The organism is Streptomyces sp. NPDC032472 (assembly GCF_040636955.1).
Taxonomy (GTDB): domain Bacteria; phylum Actinomycetota; class Actinomycetes; order Streptomycetales; family Streptomycetaceae; genus Streptomyces.
This window is the reverse complement of record NZ_JBEZVK010000071.1, coordinates 1-18337: the sequence shown is the minus strand read 5'-3', so window position 1 is coordinate 18337 and position 18337 is coordinate 1. Positions and strand designations below refer to the sequence as shown.

14 protein-coding genes are annotated in these 18337 nt (G+C 70.9%); 8 read left to right on the top strand and 6 right to left on the bottom strand.

The genetic code is table 11. The features are described from left to right. Positions 1-171 precede the first annotated feature (171 nt). From AB0F11_RS31440 to AB0F11_RS31430, 3 genes are read left to right on the top strand one after another with little or no spacing between them, the layout of a single operon-like run. Positions 172-1575 carry an ATP-grasp domain-containing protein gene (locus tag AB0F11_RS31440; protein WP_362181016.1) on the top strand — a complete coding sequence of 468 codons (1404 nt, stop codon included), beginning with the start codon at positions 172-174 and terminating at the stop codon, positions 1573-1575. After that, a complete protein-coding gene (locus tag AB0F11_RS31435; protein WP_362181014.1) occupies positions 1572-3572 on the top strand; it encodes a PEP/pyruvate-binding domain-containing protein in 2001 nt (666 codons plus the stop codon). The genes AB0F11_RS31440 and AB0F11_RS31435 overlap by 4 nt, the downstream gene beginning before the upstream one ends. A gap of 45 nt (positions 3573-3617) precedes the next feature. Beyond that, on the top strand, positions 3618-4883 hold the full coding sequence (locus tag AB0F11_RS31430) for an MFS transporter (protein ID WP_362181012.1): 1266 nt from the start codon (positions 3618-3620) through the stop codon (positions 4881-4883). A gap of 30 nt (positions 4884-4913) precedes the next feature. On the opposite strand, the gene AB0F11_RS31425 is transcribed toward AB0F11_RS31430, so the two are convergent. From AB0F11_RS31425 to AB0F11_RS31400, 6 genes are all read right to left on the bottom strand, one after another. Continuing rightward, positions 4914-7061 (bottom strand): xanthine dehydrogenase family protein molybdopterin-binding subunit, encoded by a 2148-nt coding sequence (locus AB0F11_RS31425; protein ID WP_362181010.1) that lies wholly within the window; start codon positions 7059-7061, stop codon positions 4914-4916. Positions 7062-7091: 30 nt separating this feature from the next. After that, the gene (locus AB0F11_RS31420) at positions 7092-8102 is read right to left on the bottom strand and encodes a xanthine dehydrogenase family protein subunit M (RefSeq protein WP_362181008.1); all 1011 of its coding nucleotides are present in this window, start codon (positions 8100-8102) and stop codon (positions 7092-7094) included. Beyond that, the gene (locus AB0F11_RS31415) at positions 8099-8638 is read right to left on the bottom strand and encodes a 2Fe-2S iron-sulfur cluster-binding protein (protein ID WP_362181054.1); all 540 of its coding nucleotides are present in this window, start codon (positions 8636-8638) and stop codon (positions 8099-8101) included. The genes AB0F11_RS31420 and AB0F11_RS31415 overlap by 4 nt, the downstream gene beginning before the upstream one ends. Before the next feature lie 318 nt (positions 8639-8956). Further along, entirely contained in the window at positions 8957-10894 is a 1938-nt protein-coding gene (locus AB0F11_RS31410) for an amino acid transporter (RefSeq protein ID WP_362181005.1), read from the bottom strand. Positions 10895-11082: 188 nt separating this feature from the next. Beyond that, a complete protein-coding gene (locus AB0F11_RS31405) occupies positions 11083-11238 on the bottom strand; it encodes a hypothetical protein (RefSeq protein WP_362181057.1) in 156 nt (51 codons plus the stop codon). A 195-nt stretch (positions 11239-11433) separates the two neighbouring features. Continuing rightward, positions 11434-13323, bottom strand: coding sequence for an APC family permease (locus AB0F11_RS31400; protein ID WP_362181002.1), 1890 nt, complete (start codon positions 13321-13323; stop codon positions 11434-11436). Between the two features lie 240 nt (positions 13324-13563). Between AB0F11_RS31400 and AB0F11_RS31395 the strand changes: the two genes are divergently transcribed. The 5 genes from AB0F11_RS31395 to AB0F11_RS31375 are packed head-to-tail and all read left to right on the top strand — an operon-like array spanning position 13564 to position 18328. Then, a complete protein-coding gene (locus AB0F11_RS31395; RefSeq protein WP_362180999.1) occupies positions 13564-13749 on the top strand; it encodes a hypothetical protein in 186 nt (61 codons plus the stop codon). Next, on the top strand, positions 13746-13835 hold the full coding sequence (gene kdpF / locus AB0F11_RS31390; protein ID WP_362180996.1) for a K(+)-transporting ATPase subunit F: 90 nt from the start codon (positions 13746-13748) through the stop codon (positions 13833-13835). Before AB0F11_RS31395 ends, kdpF begins: the two co-directional genes overlap by 4 nt. Before the next feature lie 6 nt (positions 13836-13841). Beyond that, positions 13842-15506: a potassium-transporting ATPase subunit KdpA gene (gene kdpA, locus AB0F11_RS31385; RefSeq protein ID WP_362180993.1), complete on the top strand. Its 1665-nt coding sequence runs from the start codon at positions 13842-13844 to the stop codon at positions 15504-15506. Beyond that, complete coding sequence (gene kdpB, locus AB0F11_RS31380) at positions 15503-17605, top strand: potassium-transporting ATPase subunit KdpB (RefSeq protein WP_362180991.1); 2103 nt, start codon at positions 15503-15505, stop codon at positions 17603-17605. Before kdpA ends, kdpB begins: the two co-directional genes overlap by 4 nt. Positions 17606-17611: 6 nt before the next feature. Beyond that, on the top strand, positions 17612-18328 hold the full coding sequence (locus AB0F11_RS31375; protein ID WP_362180988.1) for a potassium-transporting ATPase subunit C: 717 nt from the start codon (positions 17612-17614) through the stop codon (positions 18326-18328). Positions 18329-18337 lie beyond the last annotated feature (9 nt).

The window sequence follows — 18337 nt, the reverse complement described above, 5'->3', positions numbered from 1 at the left end:
TGGCGGGCGCGGTTGTTTGGCGAACGCCCGACCGAGTAGGCGTACATCCGTGCGCCCACCGATTTCAGTCGTGCTCTGGCTGCCTCTGGTCCGGACGTGGACACCCCGTACGGATCGTCCGCCGACGACGCCGCCGCGCCACGCGGCGTCCCCCTCGACCCCAGGAGCACCATGACCCCGGTTCTCTTCGTCTATGCCAAGGGCGGCCCCCCTCTGGAGTACGGGATCCCGAGGATCGCCGCCCACGCCGAGGTGCACGTCCTGGCGCTCGCGCCGCTGCCTCGAACCACCGAGTCGGTGTGGCTGCCCCGGTGCGCGTCGGTCACCACGGCCATGCCGTGCGAGGGGGTGGAACTGGTCGATCTGATCTGCTCCCACGCGGGCCGCGTCGGTGCCGCGGCGGTGCTGACCCTGTCGGAGTACGCAGTGGTGGCCGTCGCCCACGCGAGCCTGCGGCTCGGTCTGCGCGGCGCCGGCGAACGGGTCGCGGGGGCCCGGGACAAGCGTCTGATGCGCCGGGTCTGGCGCGACGCCGGCGTGCCCGTGCCGGGATTCGCGGAGGTCCACGCTCCGCAGGACATCGCGACCGCTTTCAAAACCCTGAGGCCGCCGCTCCTCCTGAAGGCCGCCTGGAGCGCGGGTTCCACGGCCCATCTCACCGTGTGGAACGAGCAGCAGGCCGAGGAGGCCTGGAAGACCGGGCGCTCCGTCATGGAGGCGTCCTCCGCGCACGGTTACGCGGAACTGCACGCCGCGGACGAGGGCGTCAGCGATTTCCTGCTGGAGGAGATCGTGACCGGAGACGCCTCCGACTGGTTCGACGGGGCCGGTTGGGGCGACTACGTCAGCGTGGAGGGCATCGTCGCCGACGGCCGCTACCACCCGTTGTGCATCACCGGGCGGATGCCGACCGTCGCGCCCTTCACCGAGCGGGCGAGCCTGGCTCCGGCTGCCCTCCCGGAAGCGTCGCAGCGCCGGATCGAGGAGGTGTCGCGGGCGGCCGTCGACGCCCTCGGACTCGACACCTGCGCCACCCACACCGAGATCAAACTCGGCGCGGACGGAGCCGTGTGGTTGATCGAGACCGCGGCCCGCTTCGGTGGCGTGATGACCACCCGGCAGGTGGAGACCGTCTTCGGGCTCGACATGATCGGCATGCTGACGCGTCAGTTGCTCGGCCGGGACGTCGCCTACCCCGAGCGGATGCTGACCGAGGGCGAGGGCGCCGCCGGATCCCTCGTCGTCCTCGCCGTCGACCCGGAGGGCCGGCCCTGGACCGAGCTCCCGGCGTGGGACTTCGAGGCGGTCGACTGGCCCGCCCTGGTTGCGCCGGGATCCCGGGTGGAGCTGGTGCGCGAACACAGTCTCGCGCCGGGCAGCCCGGTCCCTCCGTACGAGGAGGCGGGAGGGGCCAATTCCATGGCCGCACTCTGCTTCCTCAGCGCCGGGTCCGCGTCGGAGCTGCTGGCCGACTGCGGCCGCATCCTCGCGGCCCTGCCGAACGCCCTCAGCGCCAGGTCCGCCGAACCCTCCGCCGTGTCCGCCGACAGCACGACGCCCGGGAGCACCGCATGACGAACGCCGGCACCATCCCCCCCGCTCCGTCCCCCGGGAGCGCCGCCGTGGGCGCCCAGCTCACGCTCCCCCTGTTCGAGCAGTTGGCCGGGGTGCTGGGCGGGCACCCGTACGTGAAGGTCGTCGTGGACCGGGACCAGGGCCTCTGGCACGTCCTCGACAGCGCCGTGCACTCCTTCCACGTCAACTACATAGCCACCGAGATCCAGGGGCTGACCCTGGACCAGCTCGACGCCGAACTCGACCGCTTCAACCACGACGTCTACCAGGACCCTGCGCGACGCTTCCTGCTCGGCATCCTGTCACTGCACTCACGGGGCGGCCCGGAGCAGGACGAGCCGTTCATGGTCCTGGAGACGACCGAGGCCGACACCATGGGCGCGGACCTGTTGATCGAGTTCCACGCCTTCGTACGGGCCTACCTCGATCCCGCACTGGAACTGCTGGTGAAGCCGGCCAACCACGGCCAGGAGAACGCCCTCGCGACCGTGCCGGAGACCGTGGTGCCCCGTGCACGGGGTCACGCGCTCGGGGCGACCGCGCCCTTCGTACCGTTGACGCTCGCCTCGGCCACCGGCCGGCTCCGCGCCTTCGCCTCGGGCGAGGAGTACCTGGCCGCCCGCGCGGACCTGACCTGGTACGACATCGTCGCCATGCCGGTGGTCCCCGACGACATCCCGCGGCTCGCCGGTCTGGTGAACGCGCTGCCGACCACCCCGCTGTCGCACACCAACATGCTGGCGGCCGGCTGGGGCATCCCCAACGCCATCGTCCGCGGAGTCCTCGACACGATCGCCGACGAGAAGCTGGACGGTGCCTGGGTCCGATACGAGGTCACCGCCGACGGGTTCGTCATCGAGCGGGCCGAGGAGCCGCCGGACCTCTCCGAACCGACGTGGCACACGCAGCGGGTCCGTCTCGACGCGCCGCACGTGGCGGACGTACCGCTCGTACCGCTGTCCGCATTGCGCGCCGGCGACCGGAGCCGCTACGGCACCAAGGCGGCCAACCTCGGGGAACTCCACCACGTGCTGCGCCACGGCTCGTCCCGGCTGACCGGCTACTACTCCGTGCCCCGCCCGCCCAGGGCCGACCTGCTCGGCCACCTGGCCGGCCGGCTGCGCATGCCCCAGGACGCCGATCCGGCCCAGTACGCGGGCGAGTTCCTGGCCCGGCACGTCCGGGCGCCGGCCGGCATCGCCGTCCCCTTCTCCGTCCAGCAGCGCTTCCTGGGCTCCTCTCCGGCCGTGCAACAGAGCATCGGCAAACTGAAGATGGCCCTGGAGCTGGGCGCCATGGACGCCGTGGACACGGTCTGCGTCCAATTGCAGCACCTGGTGCGCACCCTGCCGGTACCCGAGGACCTGGTGCGCACCCTGGACACCCAGCTGGTCGAGCACCTGGCAGGCACGAGCCGCTTCGCCGTACGGTCCTCCTCGAACGCCGAGGACCTGCCGGGCTTCTCCGCGGCCGGGATCTACGAGTCCCACACCAAGGTCACCGACCTGCCGGGCCTGCTGGACGCCATCCGCCAGGTGTGGGCCTCATTGCTCTCCCCACGCAGCGTGCGGCTGCGCCATCAGGCCGGCATCTCCCTGGACGACACCTACATGGGGGTGATCGTCCAGCGCTACGAACCGTCCCCGCTCGGAGGCGTCATGGTCACCTGCAATCCGACCAACCGGGCCGACTTCCGCAACGTGTACCTCAACTGTGCGCACGGGTCCACGGCCGATGTCGTCGACGGCCGGACGATGCCCCTGCAGTACCTGTACAACACGGTCGAGGGCGGCGGCCGCACGATCTCGCTGGGCGCGGCCGCCGAGGACCTGCCGCAGGAGACGCGGGCGCACCTGGGTCGGCTGGCGCTGGCGGGCCGCCTGCTCCAGTCCCATTTCGCCACGGACTACACCTTCGCGGGGCCGCTCGACATCGAATGGCTGCTCGGGCCGGGAGGCACCCTCCACATCCTCCAGCTCCGGCCGTACAGCGCCTGACCTGTCCGTACTTCCCGCGTACGGCCCCACCCGAAGGTCATCCCCATGCCCATCTCCCTGCGTGCGCGTGTGAAGCGCCGCGTCCGTCCGCCCGCCGCGGTGCTCCGCGTGATACGGCTGAACAACGGGTTCCAGTTGTTGTTCAACCTGTTGTGGTGGATGCCGGTCTTCTACCAGTACCAGAGGCAGGCAGGCCTGTCGGACAGCCAGATCTTCGGCATCCAGAGCGTCTACTACGTGGCGTTCTGCCTGCTGGAGATCCCCACCGGCTTCATCGCCGACCGCATCGGACAGCGCCGCTGCATGCAGCTCGGGGCGGCCGCGATGACCGCGGCGAACCTGCTCCCGGTCGTCTCGCCGTCCTTCGCGGGCTTCATGGCGCACTTCCTGGCCGTCGCCACCGCCCGCTCGCTGGTGTCCGGGGCCTCCAGCGCCTACCTGTACGAGTACCTGCACGAGCACGCTGCGGACGCCCACTACGTCCAGGCCGAGGGCACCGCCCGGGCGCTCGGCCTCTGGGCGAAGATCGCCTGCTGGCCCCTGGTCGGCATGGTGATGCACGTCCGACACGAGGCCCCTTACGTGCTGACCGCCCTCTCCGCCCTCGGTTCGCTGACCTGCGCCGCGGCCCTCCCGGCGATCGCGGCGCCCCACGGGGGCGTCCATCCGCCCGCGAAGCGCGACGGGCTCCTCGCATCGGGCCGCCAGGCCGTACAGGTGCTCGGAACGGCACGTTCCCTCGGGCCGTTGATGGTGCAGGGCGTGGCCGTGTTCACCCTCGCCCGCATCTGTCAGGTCAACCTCTTCCAACCGCTGCTCCTCGAAAAGGGCCTCCCCGTCACCGACCACGGTGCGGTGCTGTCGGCGATGACGGTTGCCGAGGCCGTGGGATCGGCCAGAACCGGCTGGTTGCGCAGCCGAACGTCCGACACCACCGCTGTGACCGTCCTCAGTGTGGTCATGGCACTCACGCTCGCGGCCACCACGTTGACGGGGAAGCCGGGCACGGTCCTGTGGCTGTGCGTGTTCGCCGCCGCGGCGGGCCTGGCGTACCCGGTGCAGCGCAATCTGATCAACGCGGCCATCCCGCCGACCCCTTACCGGGCAACCCTGTTGTCGGTGGAGTCCATCGTCGATCGCGGCGTGTGTGCGCTGGTCGCGCTGGCCGTCGGTGCCTACCTGGCGGCGGACCGTCTCGACGCGCTCCTCGTGCACGCGGCGGTGGGCACCTGTCTGCTGCTGCTCGTCGTGGACGTCGTCCTGGCTCGGCTGCGGCGCGCCGGGCGGCGGCCGGAGGCCGGTCAGCCCTGATACGGCGGGACGGCCGCGACGGCCCGGCCGTCATCCGGTGTGTCCCGCCCCGCCGCCGTCACCGGCGAGGGCGGACAGGACCCGGTCGGGGGTCAAGGGCAGTTCGCGCAGGCGCCGGCCGGTGGCCTGGCTCACGGCGTTGCCGATGGCCGCCGCGGCGCCGACGATGCCGATCTCCCCGATGCCCTTGCTGCCCATCGGGTTGAGGTGCTTGTCGTGCTCGTCGATCCAGTGGGCCTCGATGGCCGGGACGTCGGCGTTCACCGGCACGTGGTAGGTGGCCAGGTCGCGCTCCGCGAAGTCGCCGAACGCCGGGTCCAGGCAGCCGTGTTCGGTCAGCGCCATGCCCAGCCCCATCACCATCCCCCCGATGAACTGCGAGCGGGCCGTACGGGGGTTGAGGATGCGCCCGGCGGCGAAGACGCCCAGCAGCCGGCGGACCCGTACCTCTCCGGTGACCGTGTCCGCCTGGACCTCGGCGAAGTGCGCCCCGAACGCATGGCGCGCGTACGGTGACTTCTGCTTCGCCGACTGGGTGGTGTCGGCGGACGCGGAGAGCCCCGCTTCGGGCAGCTGTCCTTGGTACCGGGCCAGCCGGAGGGTCAGGGCGGTGCACGCGTCGTGTACCGCCCAACCCCAGGACGCCGTCCCGGTGGAGCCCCCGGCGACGGGGCCGGCCGGCAGCGCGCTGTTCCCGAGGGAGAGGGAGACGGCGTCGAGCGGGACGCGCAGGACGTCGGCGGCGATCTGGGAGAGCACCGTACGGGCGCCGGTCCCGATGTCGGTGGCGTTGACCTCCACGACGTAGCTCCCGTCGGGGCGGGCGTGGGCCCGGGCGCCGGCGGGGGCGATGTACACGGGGTAGGTGGCGGCGGCCACGCCGCACCCGATGAGGAGCGGCCCCTCCCGCAGGGGCGGCCGGCGGCCGGGCCAGCCGAAGCGGCTCGCGCCCTCGCGCAGGCACTCCACGAGGTGGCGGCTGCTGAAGGGGCGGCCGCTGTCGGGTTCGGTGGCCGGGTCGTTGCGTACGCGCAGCTCGACGGGGTCCATGCCGAGGGCGTCGGCCAGCTCGTCCATGGCCGACTCCAGGGCGTACATGCCGGGGGTCTCGCCGGGGGCCCGCATCCAGGAGGGGGTGGGCACGTCGAGCGCGGTGACGCGGTGGGTGGTGCGGCTGTCCCGGACGGCGTACATCACCCGGGCGGGTACGGCGGCCTGCTCGACGAACTCGCGCACCTGCGAGGTGTGCGTGGTGACCTCGTGGGTGAGGGAGGTGAGGGTGCCGTCCGGGCGGGCCCCGAGCCGGACGCGGTGCAGGGTGGGCGCACGGTGGCCGACGGTCGCGGCCATGTGCTGCCGCGGCAGGGCCACGGTGACGGGGCGTCCGCAGTGCCGGGTGGCCATGACGGCGAGGACGACGTGGGGGCGCGGTGTGCCCTTGGAGCCGAATCCGCCGCCCACGTGCTCGGCCAGGACGGTGACCCGGTCCTCCGGCAGCCGGAACAGTCCGGCCAGGACAGCGCGCACCACCGTGGTGCCCTGGCAGGAGTCGTACACGGTGAGGTGGCCGCGTCCGGCGTCCCACTCCGCGGTGGCGGCGTGGGGCTCCATCGCGTGGTTGTGCAGTGGCGGCACCGAGTAGTGGACGTCGACACGTACGGGCGCGGCGGCGAACGCCGCGTCCGGGTCGCCCTGCTCGCGGTGCGCGGGATAGCCGCCGTTGACCTCCTCGGGGGTGTACAGGCCGGGGTGTCCCTCGTGCAGGGTGACGTCGTGCGGCTCGGCCTCGTACGTGACGCGCACCGCGTCGGCGGCGGCCCGGGCCCCCTCCAGGGTGTCGGCGATGGCCAGCGCCACGTACCACCCGCGGTGCGGTACCCGCAGGTCCTGGAGCAGTTGGAGGGTGGGGTCGTCGGAGGGGCACAGTCGCGGTGCGTCGTACGGGGTGAGGACGCCCAGTACGCCGGGCAGGGCCAGGGCGGCGGCGGTGTCGACGGCGGTGATCCGGCCGCGGGCGATCGTCGCGGGCACCGGCCAGGCGTAGGCCCGTTGCGGCAGGTGCTGTTCGGCGGCGTAGCGGGCGGTGCCGGTTACCTTCTCCCGGCCTTCCCGCCGCGGGACGGGGGCACCGAGGGAGGCCTGGACGGTGGTGTCGAGGGTGGCGGAGGTGGGGCTCATCGTGGTCCTGTTCCTGGTCGGTGGCGCCGCTCACGGCGTGGCGGGCGAACCGGGGTGCGCACCGGCCAGCGTGGCGACGGCGTCACAGGCGAGGTTTCGGGCGAGCGGGATCTTGTACGCGTTGTCGCGCAGGGGCTCGGCCCGGGCGAGTTCCGCGTCGACGGCCGCGCGGACGGTGTCGGGGTGCGGCTCGGCGCCGGTCAGCCGCGCCTCGGCCGTGGTGGCCCGCCAGGGCCGGTGGGCAAGGCCGCCGAAGGCGAGGGCGATCCGGCGTACGCGGCCGTCGTCGAGTTCGAGGACGACGGCGACCGACGCGAGGGCGAAGGCGTACGAGGCACGTTCGCGGGCCTTGCGGTAGAGCGAGACGGCGCCGGGCGCCGCGGCGGGCAGGAGCACCCCCGTGATGATCTCTCCGGGGCCGATGACGGTGTCCTGCTCGGGGTGGTCACCGGGCAGCCGGTGGAACTCGGTGGCCGCGACGGTGCGGGTGGTGTCCCGTCCGCCGTACAGCTCGACTCGGGCGTCCAGCGCGGCGAGGGCCACGGCCATGTCGGAGGGGTGGGTGGCGATGCAGTGCTCGGAGTGTCCTAGGACCGCGTGGTCGCGGTGGATTCCGTCGCGGGCCCCGCAGCCGCTGCCGGGTTCGCGCTTGTTGCACGGCTTGGAGGGGTCCTGGAAGTAGGCGCAGCGGGTGCGCTGGAGCAGGTTGCCGCCGGTGGTCGCGACGTTGCGCAGTTGGCCGGAGGCGCCGGCGAGCAGTGCCTGCCCGAGCAGCGGGTAGCGGGTGCGCACCCGTGGGTCGGCGGCCAGGTCGCTGCCCCGGACCGTGGCACCGACGCGCAGGCCCCCGTCGGGAAGTTCGGTGATCTCCTCCAGGGGGAGCCGGGAGATGTCGATGAGGGCGGTGGGGGTCTCGACGCCCAGTTTCATCAGGTCCACGAGGTTGGTGCCGCCGCCGAGGTAGCGGGAGCCGGGGTGCGCGGCGTAGGCCTCGGCGGCCTCCTGGAGGCTGGTGGCGCGTACGTAGGCGAAGGGCTTCATGCGATCACGTCCGCGCCGGTCCTGGTGGCCGCGCCGGCCGCGCCGGCGTCGGCGACGGCCCGGACGATCGCGGGGTAGGCGCCGCAGCGGCACAGGTTCCCGCTGAGCCGTTCCCTGATCTCCTCGGCGGTCAGCGCGACGGGCCCGGCCTTGGGCGCGGTGGCGGTGACGTGCGAAGGGTGTCCTGCGGCGGCCTCGCGGAGCGCGCCGACGGCGGAGCAGAGCTGGCCGGGGGTGCAGTAGCCGCACTGGAAGGCGTCGTGTTCGATGAAGGCGCGCTGGAGCGGGTGGAGGGCGCCGTCGGGGGCGGCGAGGCCTTCCACGGTGGTGATCTCACAGCCGTCGAGGGCGACGGCGAGCAGCAGACAGCTGTTGGCGCGCCGGCCGTCCACGAGGACGGTACAGGCGCCGCACTGCCCGTGGTCGCATCCCTTCTTGGCGCCGGTCAGGTCCAGGTGCTCGCGCAGGGCGTCGAGGAGCGTGACGCGGTGGTCCAGGTCGAGGTCGTGGTGGACGCCGTTGACGCGCAGGGTCACGCAGGAGCGGGCGGCACCGGCGACCGCGTCGTCCGGTGTGCGCGACCCCGGTCCGGGGTCACCGCCGTGCGCCGGCCGGGGCGGGGGCGGGTCGGTTGCGTGGGCCACGACGAACTCCCTTGTCGTCCGTTGGGGGAGGGAACATCCGTCCCGTCGTCCAGCCTGACCCCTCTCACGCCCGCGCACGCGCCACGCCCCCGTCGGCCTCCTCATGCCTCCCCCGTACGGCCGAGGTCAGGTGAGTGTCCACGACGCCGGGCGTCCCGTCGTCGGCGCGTAGCGGTCGGCGGGATTCCCGGCGCTTCCCGTACGGAAGGGTCAGCCGGCGTGGACGTGCGGCCGGCGGGCCCGGTCGGGTTCGGCCTCGCGGATGACCTCGCGGGTGACGGGGGCGACCTCACCCTGACCGAAGAGGAAGAACCGGAAGAAGTTGGCCATCGGGTTGCCCTCGGTCCACTCGAAGTAGATGTGCGGCCGCTGCCCGGTCTCGTCCCGTACGTGCAGGAGCAGCGCGGCCAGGGCGTTGGGGATGCTGGAGCTCTCCAGGGTCAGGACCCGGTAGCGGTCGTGCAGGACTTCACCGCGCACGCGCATGCCGGATTCGAACTCCGATGCGTCCAGGACGGTGACCTCGACGAACATCACGTCGTCCTCGGAGGGGATGTCGTTGTCCGCGCGGATCTGCGCCTTCTTCTGCCGGTACTCCTCGAGGTCCCGGCTGTCGGGCTCGTTGGCGATGAAGCGGATCGTGCGGTTGGCGGTGTCGCGGATGAACCGCTGGGCCATGTCGTCGAACTCGATGTCCGTGACGCGCAGCTCGAAGACGCGGGCGAGGCGGGAGAGGAGGGAGAGCGCCATGATGCCGGCGATGAAACAGGCGCCGATCTTCACGCCGTCGGGGCGCTCGGCGACGTTGATGGCTGTGGTGTAGACGAAGACGGCGGAGATGACACCGAAGCCGATGGTCCACCCGCGCTCCCCGGCCCGGCGGGCTGCGATGGTCACGGCGACGGCCGCCGAGGTGATCAGGACGAGGACGCCGGTGGCGTACGCGCCGCCCTGGGCGTCGACGTCGGCGTTGAAGATCCAGGTCACCAGGAAGGCGACCAGGGTGAACACGATGACCATCGGGCGCAGGGCGCGGGCCCAGTGCGGGGCCATGCCGTAGCGGGGCAGGTAGCGCGGCATCAGGTTGAGCAGGCCGGCCATGGCCGAGGCGCCCGCGAACCACAGGATCAGGATGGTCGAGACGTCGTAGACCGTGCCGAACGCGGAGCCCAGGTATGCGTGGGCCAGGTACGCGAGGGCGCGGCCGTTGGCCTCGCCGCCCGCCTTGAACTGGTCGGCGGGAATCAGCAGAGTGGTGACGAAGCTGCTGGTGATGAGGAAGATGCTCATGATCACGGCTGCCGTGGTCAGCAGCTTCTTCGCACCCCGGATCCGGCCGGCTGGCTTCTCCGCGGTGTCCTCGGGGGAGCCCTCGACGTGCGGCATGACCGCGACCCCGGTCTCGAACCCGGACAGGCCCAGCGCCAGCTTGGGGAACACGACGAGCGCAATGGCGATCATCACGAACACGTTGCCGTGTTCGGTGAGCAGCGCCTGCTTCCAGTCGACGATGAGGTGCGGTTCGCTGATCACCTGCCACAGGCCGACGGCGATGACGACGACGTTGAGTGCCAGGTACGAGAAGACCAGGACCACGGCGACACCGATGGCCTCGCTGAACCCCTTGAGGAACACGCCGCCGAGGAGCGCGATCATGATCAGGGTGATCAGGACCTGGTGCCCGTTCAGGGTGCTGGTCAGATGCGGGTTCTCCACCAGGTGGGCGGTGGCGTCCGCAGCCGAGAGGGTGATGGTGATGAGGAAGTCGGTGGCGGCGAACCCCAGCAGGGTCAGCACGAACAGCTTCCCCTTCCAGAACGACAGCAGCTTCTCCAGCATGGCGATGGATCCCTCGCCGTGCGGGCTCTCCTCCGCGACCCTCCGGTAGACGGGCAGTGCACCGAAGAGCGTGAGCAGGACCAGCACGATCGTCGCCAGTGGCGACAGCAGCCCGGCGGCGAGCGCAGCGATACCGGGCTGGTAGCCCAGTGTGGAGAAGTAGTCGAGACCCGTCAGGCACATCACCCGCCACCACGGCCGTCCGTGCGGCTGGGCTGCCGCCTCCTTGGCGGCGGGCGAACTGTTCTCGGCGGTCAAGCCTTCCAGCAGCCACGCGCGCAGGCGCGAGGAGCGGGCAGGGGTGGCCATCGTGGGGCTCCCGTCGTACGGCAAAGAATCAGCCATCGACGTCGACAGCTGAGCCAGCGTACGCAGCAGGATCATTCATGCACGCGCGTGGGTCGATCCTGACGCTTCCTTAACGCGGACGAAGCCTCCTATGGCGTAGCAGGCATGGCCGCGACGGAGCCGGCCCCGACCCGCCCCGACCGGGGATCTCATCCCAGGCCGGGAAGGGTGGAGACCGGGAGGTCGATGAGCTTGGTGCCGACCAAGGGCAGGACGAGGCCGCCGGGGCCGTGGACGCCGAGGTTCCGGCGGAGCAGGTCGTGCGCGGAAGCCGGCGCGAAGGGCTGGAGCCCGGCCGGGGTCACCACCTCGGTCTCGGCCCGGCGCGGGTTCGTCCCTCCGCGAGGTTGGCGAAGAGGACCGTCAGCCAGAGCCAGACGCTGATCACCCAGGTGAAGAGCGACGGGTGGATGAGTGCCGACACCGTGGTCAGGCGGATCCGACGCCGACCACGGCACCGGCTTGCGTACCGGTCGCGTCAGGCCTCCGTCAAGGGCGCATCAGTGCGCATCGGACGTGACGCGGAATCGCAGGCGGCAGATCACGGCGTCGGTGTCCCGGCGGACCGCATGGGCGACGACGGAACCGCGCTGGTTCTGGAGCAGCCGCTGCCACAGCCGGGCCGGTTCGGTCTCCGGGATGAGCACGGTGACCTGGGCGTCCGGGTGGGTCCGCGTCAGCTCGCGCACGTAGCCGGACACAGGACGCCCGAGGGACCGGGTCTGGGAGGAGAGCTCGACCAGGTCCACGCCGGGCTTCCACAACTCCCAGTCCCGGCGCAGCGCTTCGGCAGCCTGCCGGTCCTCGGCGGCAGGGTGGGTGACGGTCACGGCGAGGACCTCGTCACCGAGGGAGCGTGCAGCGGTCAACGCCTGGCAGGTCAGTCGCGACAGTCCTGAAACGGGCACCACGACGAGGGATCGTGAGCGGTGCGGGGCCACCGGGATCCGGCCGAGCTCCAGCCGCTCGCCGATCTCGGCGTACGTGCGGTGGATCTTCTGGAAGCCGAGGACGAGCAGCGGCAGCGCCAGGGCGATCAGCCAGGCGCCCTCGGTGAACTTGGTGGCCGTGACGACGATGGCCGAGACCCCGGTGAGGAGGGCGCCGAAGCCGTTGAGGGCTGCCTTCGACCGCCAGCCGCGCGGGCGTTCGCCATACCAGTGGCGCACCATGCCCACCTGGCAGATGGTGAAGCCGACGAAGACGCCGATGGCGAAGAGCGGGACGAGGGTGTTGGTGTCGCCTCCGGAAGACACCAGCAGGACGGCGGAGACCAGCGCCAGCCACACCACGCCGTGGCGGTGGACCTGCCGGTCGGCCTTGAGCGTGAAGACGTGCGGCAGGTAGTTGTCCCGGGCGAGCAGGCTCATCAGGACCGGCAGACCGCCGAAGGATGTGTTCGCGGCCAGGGCCAGCAGCACCACCGTGGCGAACTGGACGACGTAGAAGGCCGCGTTGTGGCCGAAGGAGGCGTCCGCGAGCTGCGCGAGGACGGTGACGCCTTCGACGGGCTGGAGGTGGAAGCGGCCGATCAGCACCGACAGGCCGATCAGCATGACGCCCAGCAGGGCGCCGAGCGCGACCTCCGTGCGCTGGGCGCGACGGGCTGCCGGGGCCCGGAACGACGGCACGGCGTTGGCGACGGCCTCGACGCCGGTCAGGGCGGAACAGCCCGCCGCGAAGGCCCTCAGCAGGAGCAGCGCGCCAACGGTCGTGGCGCCCTCGCCGAGTACGGAAGCATGCCCGGCGGCGGAGGCCGTGCTGACGGGACCGTCCCGGAACAGCCCGACGGCGATCATCGCCAGGATCGAGCCGACGAACAGTGCGGTCGGAACCAGGAACGCCCTGGCCGAGTCGACGACACCGCGCAGGTTGACGGCGGTGACCAGCACGAGGACACCGAGGCAGATCCACACCCGCTCCCCGTACAGCTCCGGGAAGGCCGAGGTCAGGGCGGCCACGCCGGCCGTGACGGACACGGCCACGTTCAGTACATAGTCGAGGATCAGCGAGGCCGCGGCGACCAGACTCGTACGCCGGCCCAGGTGCCGCTTCGCGACCGCGTACGAGCCGCCGCCGTCCGGGAACGCGGCGATCACCTGGCGGTACGAGGCCACGAGCACGGCCAGCAGGGCCGCGATGGCGAGCGTCACCGGGAGGGTGAAACCCATCCCGTACGCGCCGGCCGCCGCCAGCACCAGCACGATCGACTCCGGCCCGTACGCCACGGACGCCATCGCATCGAGCGACAGTGCGGCAAGTCCCTGGAGGGCGGTCAGCTTGTACCGGTCCCCGACCCGCGACACGGGCATGGTCACGCCGGTATCAGGAGGCTCCTCCGTGCCGGGAGCCTCTCCCGTCGCCGCCGGCTTTCCCATCTGTATGGACATCTTCGCTGTTCCTCCGTTGGACAAAGTGAGGCCAGCGTCAGCACGGCACGGCGGGATGACCAGTGCTCTTGGCGAGATCCATACGCCGGGTGCCGCACTCTTCACGCACTCCTGACGCCGGTCGCGCCGGCCGCACAGGCCGGAGCCGCCCCGGACACCGCCGGCCTTCCCCACCAGGGCTGACCCACCGCTCCCCCGGCTCCCGCGTAAGGGCCCCGTTAAGAGTTCCCCGCGCCCCGTATGGACCTCGTCAAGGTCTCTCAACGCAGGGGTGAAGACACGGTTGTCTCGTCCTCGGCCACATGGCCGATAGACATCTTCCACTTCATCCAGGAGCTCACGGTGGCCGATCTGGCCTTCGTCGTCACCACGATCGCGGTCTTCGCGCTGGTGGCTCTCATCGCCCGGGGGGTGACCAAGCTGTGAACGCCGAAAGCATCGTCGGCCTCGTGGTGGCCGTCTGCCTGCTCGGATACCTCGTCCTCGCCCTCGTCAAGCCGGAGAGGTTCTAGCCACCGATGAGTCCCGTTCTCGCTGGTGTGCTCCAGCTCCTCGCGCTGATGGCCGCGCTCGCGCTGGCTTACCGCCCGCTGGGCGACCACATGGCACGCGTCTACTCCTCCGAGAAGCACCACAAGCCGGAGAAGTGGATCTACAAGGCGATCGGCGCCAACCCGACCGCCGAGATGCGCTGGCCCGCCTACCTCCGCGGTGTCCTCGCCTTCTCCGCGGCGAGCGTCCTCTTCCTCTACGCCCTCCAACGCGCCCAGGGCATCCTGCCCGGCTCGCTCGGCTTCTCCGCGATCGACCCGGACCAGGCCTTCAACACCGCCGCGTCCTTCGTGGCGAACACCAACTGGCAGTCGTACTACGGTGAGCAGGCCATGGGCCACGTCGTGCAGACCGGCGGTCTGGCGGTGCAGAACTTCGTCTCGGCCGCGGTCGGGATGGCCGTCGCGGTGGCCCTCGTACGGGGTTTCGCACGCTCCCGGACCGGTGAGCTCGGCAACTTCTGGGCCGACCTGGTCCGCGGCACCGTCCGGATCCTGCTGCCCATCGCCGTGATCGGCGCCCTCGTCCTGGTCGCCTGCGGCGCCATCCAGAACTTCGCCGGAATCCACGAGGTCGGCCAGTTCACGGGCGGCAGCCGGCAGTGGAACGGCGGGGCAGTCGCCTCACAGGAGGTCATCAAAGAGCTCGGCACCAACGGCGGCGGTTACTTCAACGCCAACTCGGCCCACCCCTTCGAGAACCCCAGCCCGTTCTCGAACCTCTTCGAGATCTTCCTGATCCTCGTCATCCCCTTCGCGCTGACCCGCACCTTCGGCCGCATGGTCGGAAGTCTGCGCCAGGGCTACGCGATCCTCGCGACGACGGCGACGATCTGGATCGGCTTCACCGCGCTGATGATGTGGACCGAATTCGCCCACCGCGGTCCGGCCTTCGACATCGCGGGCGGGGCGATGGAAGGCAAGGAGACCCGCTTCGGAGTCGGCGCCTCCGCGATCTTCTCGGTCGCCACCACGCTGACCTCGACCGGTGCGGTCAACTCCTTCCACTCCTCCTTCACCGGTCTCGGCGGCGGCATCCAGTTGCTGGGCATGCAGCTCGGTGAGATCGCGCCCGGTGGTGTCGGTTCCGGCCTCTACGGCATGCTGATCATGGCGATCATCGCGGTCTTCATCGCCGGCCTGATGGTCGGCCGTACGCCCGAGTACCTGGGCAAGAAGATCGGCACCCGCGAGATCAAGTTCGCGGCCTGCTACATCCTCATCACCCCGGCCCTCGTCCTCGGCTTCACGGCCGTGGCCATGGCCCTGCCCACCCCGGCGAACTCGATGACGAACTCCGGCGCGCACGGATTCTCGGAGATCCTCTACGCCTACACCTCAGGGGCCAACAACAACGGCTCGGCCTTCGCCGGCCTGAACGCCGACACGCAGTGGTTCAACAGCACCATCGGCATCGCCATGCTGCTGGGCCGCTTCCTTCCGATGGTGTTCGTCCTGGCGCTGGCCGGCTCGCTCGCCGAGCAGAAGCCCGTACCCGGGACGGCGGGCACCCTGCGCACCGACAAGCCGCTCTACACCGGCCTGCTCGTCGGCACCATCCTCATCGTCACCGGTCTGACCTACTTCCCCGCCCTCGCGCTGGGACCGCTCGCCGAAGGGCTCGCATCATGAGCACCGCCACACCCACCAGGGCTCCGCACCAGGACGTGCCCACCGGTGACAAGCCGGCCGCCGGACGCGTGGGCGGCGGCCTCTTCGACCCCAAGCAGCTGCTGAAGTCCTTCCCCGATGCGGTCCGCAAGCTCGACCCCCGCGTCATGATCAAGTCCCCCGTCATGTTCGTGGTCCTGATCGGATCGGTGGTCACCACCCTCCTCGCGATCAAGGACCCGACGGACTGGTTCGGCTGGGCCGTCACGGCCTGGCTGTGGCTGACCACGATCTTCGCCAACCTGGCGGAGGCCGTCGCCGAGGGCCGCGGCAAGGCGCAGGCCGACACCCTGCGCAAGGCCAAGACCGACTCCGTGGCCCGGCGCCTGACCAAGGACGGCGGCGAGGAGTCCGTACCGGGCACCGAGCTGAAGATCGGCGACCTGGTGGTCTGCGAGGCCGGCGACGTCATCCCCGGCGACGGTGACGTCGTCGAGGGCGTGGCGTCCGTGGACGAGTCGGCCATCACCGGCGAGTCCGCCCCGGTGATCCGCGAGTCGGGCGGCGACCGCTCGGCCGTCACCGGCGGCACCAAGGTCCTCTCGGACCGGATCGTCATCAAGATCACGACGAAGCCCGGTGAGACCTTCATCGACCGCATGATCGCCTTGGTCGAGGGCGCGGCCCGGCAGAAGACGCCGAACGAGATCGCCCTCAACATCCTGCTGGCCTCGCTGACGATCGTCTTCCTGCTGGCCGTGGTCACCCTCCAGCCCTTCGCGATCTACGCGGAGGCCAAGCAGTCCATGATCGTGCTGACCGCGCTGCTGGTCTGCCTGATCCCCACCACCATCGGCGCGCTGCTGTCCGCGATCGGCATCGCCGGCATGGACCGCCTGGTCCAGCGCAACGTGCTGGCCATGTCGGGCCGTGCGGTGGAGGCCGCGGGTGACGTCTCGACGCTGCTGCTCGACAAGACGGGCACCATCACCCTCGGCAACCGCCAGGCCTGCGAGTTCGTCCCCGTCAAGGGCACCACCGAGGCCGAACTGGCCGACGCCGCCCAGCTGTCCTCGCTGGCCGACGAAACCCCCGAGGGACGTTCGATCGTCGTCCTCGCGAAGGAGAAGTACGGGCTGCGCGAGCGTCACCAGGGCGAGCTCGGGCACGCCGACTGGATCGCCTTCACCGCCCAGACCCGTATGTCGGGTGTGGACGTCGACGGCAGGCAGACCCGCAAGGGCGCGGCCGGCTCCGTCATCACCTGGGTCGAGGAGCAGGGCGGCGCCGTCGCCGACGACGCCGATCCCCTCGCCAACAGGATCTCGGAAGCCGGCGGCACCCCGCTCCTTGTCGCCGTCAACGACGAGGAGGGCGCCCGCGTCCTCGGTGTCATCCACCTCAAGGACGTCGTCAAGGACGGCATGCGCGAGCGGTTCGACGAGCTGCGCCGCATGGGCATCAAGACCGTCATGATCACCGGCGACAACCCGCTGACGGCCAAGGCCATCGCGGAAGAAGCCGGAGTGGACGACTTCCTCGCGGAGGCCACGCCCGAGGACAAGATGGCCCTCATCAAGCGGGAGCAGGCCGGCGGCAAGCTCGTCGCGATGACCGGCGACGGTACGAACGACGCCCCGGCCCTCGCGCAGGCCGACGTCGGCGTGGCGATGAACACGGGCACCTCGGCCGCCAAGGAGGCCGGGAACATGGTGGACCTGGACTCCAACCCCACCAAGCTCATCGAGATCGTCGAGATCAGCAAGCAGCTCCTCATCACCCGGGGCGCCCTGACCACCTTCTCCATCGCCAACGACGTCGCCAAGTACTTCGCGATCATCCCCGCGATGTTCGCCGTCGTCTACCCGGGCCTCGACAAGCTCAACATCATGGGCCTGGCCTCCCCGAACTCCGCGATCCTCTCCGCGGTCATCTTCAACGCGCTGATCATCATCGCGCTCGTGCCGCTCGCCCTCAAGGGCGTCCGGTACAAGCCGACCAGCGCCGACAAGATGCTCCGCCGCAACCTCGGCATCTACGGACTCGGCGGCCTCGTCGCCCCGTTCATCGGCATCAAGCTCATCGACATGCTCATCACCCTCATCCCCGGAATCGGCTGATCCACGATGAACACCTCCGTATCCAGCACCGTCCGCCTGATCGGCGCGGGCCTGCGCGCCCTTCTCGTCCTGACCGTGATCTGCGGGGTCGTCTACCCGCTGGCCGTGACCGGCATCGCCCAGGCCTTCTTCAACGACCGGGCCAACGGCTCCGAGATCAAGGACGGGAGCGGCCGGGTCGTCGGCTCCTCGCTGATCGGCCAGACCTACAACCTGCCGAAGAAGGACCCGAACGACCCGGAGGAGGAGGCCAGGCCGGACCTCAAGTGGTTCCAGCCGCGCCCCTCCAACGGCCTCGGCTCCAACAGCGTCAACACGCAGTACTCGCTGATCCTCTCCGGCGCCACCAACCGGTCCGCCGACAACGGCGCGGTGGGCGGCACGTGCACCGAGGGCGCCGAGAAGGGCACCCTCTGCGCGCAGGTCGTCGCCGCGAAGGAAGCCGTCGTCGCGGACAACTCCACGGCCGACCACAAGGTCAGGCCCGAGGACGTGCCGGCCGACGCCGTCACCTCCTCCGGCTCCGGCCTCGACCCGGACATCTCCCCCGAGTACGCCAAGCTCCAGGTCCACCGGGTCGCCGAGCAGAACAAGCTCGACGTCAGGCAGGTCGAGAAGCTCGTCGCCGACCACACCGCCGGGCGCACCCTCGGATTCCTGGGCGAACCCCGTGTGAACGTCCTCGAGCTCAACATCGCCCTCAAGGCGCTGTCCAAGAGCTGATGTCCCCCC